The organism is Chloroflexota bacterium, from assembly GCA_016235055.1.
Classification (GTDB): Bacteria; Chloroflexota; Anaerolineae; order JACRMK01; family JACRMK01; genus JACRMK01.
Window position 1 is genome coordinate 1 of the sequence record JACRMK010000101.1, and the last position, 3,182, is coordinate 3,182.

The 3,182-nt window shown below is 64.6% G+C and carries 4 protein-coding genes; 1 reads left to right on the top strand and 3 read right to left on the bottom strand.

The annotated features are described in order from the left end of the window. Positions 1-294 precede the first annotated feature (294 nt). A complete protein-coding gene (locus tag HZB53_22715) occupies positions 295-1,488 on the top strand; it encodes a DUF1343 domain-containing protein (GenBank protein ID MBI5880474.1) in 1,194 nt (397 codons plus the stop codon). Between the two features lie 225 nt (positions 1,489-1,713). On the opposite strand, the gene HZB53_22720 is transcribed toward HZB53_22715, so the two are convergent. Genes HZB53_22720 through HZB53_22730 form a run of 3 tightly spaced genes read right to left on the bottom strand, consistent with a single transcriptional unit; the run spans position 1,714 to position 3,047 of the window. Further along, positions 1,714-2,163 (bottom strand): isoprenylcysteine carboxylmethyltransferase family protein, encoded by a 450-nt coding sequence (locus HZB53_22720; protein ID MBI5880475.1) that lies wholly within the window; start codon positions 2,161-2,163, stop codon positions 1,714-1,716. 18 nt (positions 2,164-2,181) lie between these two features. After that, entirely contained in the window at positions 2,182-2,775 is a 594-nt protein-coding gene (locus HZB53_22725) for an HD domain-containing protein (GenBank protein ID MBI5880476.1), read from the bottom strand. 50 nt (positions 2,776-2,825) lie between these two features. After that, complete coding sequence (locus tag HZB53_22730; protein ID MBI5880477.1) at positions 2,826-3,047, bottom strand: hypothetical protein; 222 nt, start codon at positions 3,045-3,047, stop codon at positions 2,826-2,828. Positions 3,048-3,182: the final 135 nt, after the last annotated feature.

The following is a 3,182-nucleotide window of genomic DNA, read 5'->3' on the forward strand; positions in this document are numbered from 1 at the left end:
CTTTGACCCGTCCAGTCGGCCAGGTCAAAGACCTGGCCCTACCACAGGATGCGATCCATTTTCATGGGAGCCGGCATCCAGGGGTGTTGACTCTGGGCCCCGGCTTTCGCTGGGGCGACAACCTGGGCGCCTTGCCGTTGGTCGCAGCGAAGTTTCTGAGCAGGAGCGTCGTTTGCGACGAAGCAATCTCGCGGCAGCCCTCTCGCCCAACACGGGTGGAGATTGCTTCGCAAAAACCGCTCGCAAAGACAAGCTGGGCTGAACACTTACGTCTATTGATCGAAAGGGTGCGGGATGGCGGTTGCGCGTGCTGTGCCGGGAATCGAGAACCTGCTAAAACGTGAACGGCGGTTGCTGCGCGGCAAGCGTATCGGCCTGGTCACCAATCCAACCGGCGTCCTGCCCGATCTGACCACGACGGCCGACGCGCTTGCAGCGCTGCCGGGCGCGCGGCTGGCGGCGCTGTTCGGGCCGGAGCACGGCATCCGCGGCGACGTGCAGGACGCACTGGCGGTCGGTTCAGGCGTGGACGCGCATACCGGCATACCGGTGCACAGCCTGTATGGCGACCACCGCAAGCCGACGCCCGCCATGCTCAAGGGACTCGACCTGCTGCTGTTCGACGTGCAGGACATCGGCTGCCGCTATTACACTTACCTGAACACGCTCGGCTATGTCATGGAAGCGGCTGCCGAAGCTGGCATTCAAGTGGTTGTGCTCGACCGGCCGAACCCGCTCGGCGGGCGTGTCATCGAGGGTCCGGTGCTGGAGCCGGCCATCCGTTCATTCGTGGGGCGCTACCCGGTGCCGGTTCGCTACGGGCTGACGATTGGCGAGATGGCGCGCTTCATCAACGCCGAGTGCGGCATCGGGTGCCGCTTGCGCGTGGTGGTTGTGGACGGGTGGACGCGCGGCCAGTGGTTCGACCGTACCGGCCTGCCGTGGGTGCCGACTTCGCCGAACGTGCCGACCTTCGCGACGACGATCGTCTACCCCGGCACGTGCCTGTTCGAGGGGACGAATGTCAGCGAGGGGCGCGGCACCACCAAGCCGTTCGAGCTGATCGGCGCGCCGTGGCTCGACGCGCACGCGCTCGCCGCCGATCTGAATAAGCGCGCCCTGCCTGGGGCGCGCTTCCGCGCGGCATCGTTCGTACCGACGTTTGGTAAGTTCGTCGGCGTCGCGTGTCATGGCGTGCAGGTGCACGTGACCGACCGCGCACGTCTGCGCGCGTTCACGGTCGGCCTGCACATGGTCGACGCATGCCGTCGCCAGAATCCCGGCGCGTTTGAGTTTCTGGCATCTTCGTGGGAGGGGCCGGAGCCTCACTTCGATCTGTTGACTGGCATGCCACGACTGCGCCAGTTGCTCGCCGCGGACGCGCCAATGGCCGAGGTTACGGCGGCGTGGCAAGCGCCCGGCAGCGCGCCGGCACGGATCGCGCGCGACTACCGGCGACGAGCGCGGGAGTTCTGGCTGTACGACTAGCGGACCTATTAGGGAGAATCACCCATGAAACGTTCCAATTGGGTGGTTTGCGAAATGACCTGTCACCGTTCCGAACGGGCTGCACGCAGGTTCTCGAACATGTCGCAGTCACGTCGGACAAGCTGTGCGGCCCGTCGTGTAGAGGCAGGTCTTTGACCTGCCCATCGGACAGGCCAAAGGCCTGTCCCTACATGCGGCGAGTACCTTTCCTTGCTTTGTGGAATTTCAATATACCCACGGGATCAGCTTCTTCACGCGCTGGCGATAGGCAGGGTAGTCCGGGTACTTCTCGGCCAGCCAGCGTTCTTCCAGTCGCGACTTCATATCAAAGAAGACGAAGAGCAACACAGCCGCCGCCAGTGTCAATAGGCCGGTGTTCCATAGTGCCCAACCGACCGCGGCGATGATCAGTCCCGCGTAGATCGGGTGCCGCACGAGCGCATAGGCGCCGGACGTGACCAGTTGCCCGCGCTCGAGCGGCCGGGGAAACGCCGTCAAGCTCTCGCCCAGGTGCAGGAGGCCCGCGATGCCGAGCGCGCCGCCTGCGACCATCAGCGCAAAGCCGGGCCAGGCCAGCCACGACGGCAGGTATGCCTGCTCCACCAACGGCGCCAGCCCGACCAGCGCCATCGCAATGAATTGCAGCGCCACCCATCCCTCGCCACGTTTGCCCATGCGTTCTTGCCTTTCGGATTATTGTTGCGCCGGTCGCTTGTGTCCCGCCACCCAGTGCGGGTCATCGCGATCGTGGAACCACCAGTGGTCGCTCGGTGTTGAGAGAATCTCTTCGGCTAGCGTGCGGCCGGCATCGGTCTGCAGCCGGGCCAGCAACGGGCCGATCCAGTTGTCGGCACGCGGATTGCCCAGATCGGCCTCTTCTTTGAGGACGAGCAGCAACTCCAGTTGATCGGCGTCGCGCGCCAGCCGTGCTTCCAGCGTCTCGCGCGCCTCGAATTCGCGCACGCGCGCGACGATCTGATCGCCGTAGGGCCATGCCTGCTCGCCGTCGCGCAGAACGCCTTCCAGATCTTCGTGAACATAGCGGCGCGCCACGTAGTTCTGGTCGCCGGTGCGTGCTTCGGGCAGGTCGTGGAACATCACGAGGTGCAACAGCTTCAACTCGTCCACCAACTCGGCGCTCATGCGCGCCAGCAGGAACGCGACATGCAGCATGCGGTGGCTGTGCTCGGCGACCGACTGCCGAGCCGAGCCGAGAAATTGAAAACCGGTGCGTGGGGTGCGGTTGAGCATCCCGACTTCATGCAAGTAGTCCGCGGAGTGGGTCATTGTCAATTACGTGTCCTCGCAGGTCGGCGCACGGCCGGCATTCTTGATTATCAGGTGCATCCGGCGGGGCCAGCCGACGTGAAGTTACAAGCCCAGCACCAGATGTCGCCGGAGGCATCCACGCCGGCGGGGCCGCTGCAGTTCGGGCAGGCGACGAGCAGTTGGCCCCAACGGGTGAAGCCGCGCGAGGGCAGCGTGCCCGCGCGCGTCGTGACCGGCTCGGTAGCGCTAACGGGTTGGACTGCACGGCGCTTGGATTGGGTACTTGCCATCGGATGCGATAGTCTCACTTTCTGTTTTCGAGTATACTGTTCTGCAAGCTGCGGTCAAGCGGGTTGAGAGCCGCGCAGCAATTCTCATTTTGGAGTCGGCTGCCAATATGCCCCCTCATCCCCTGCCCCTTCTCC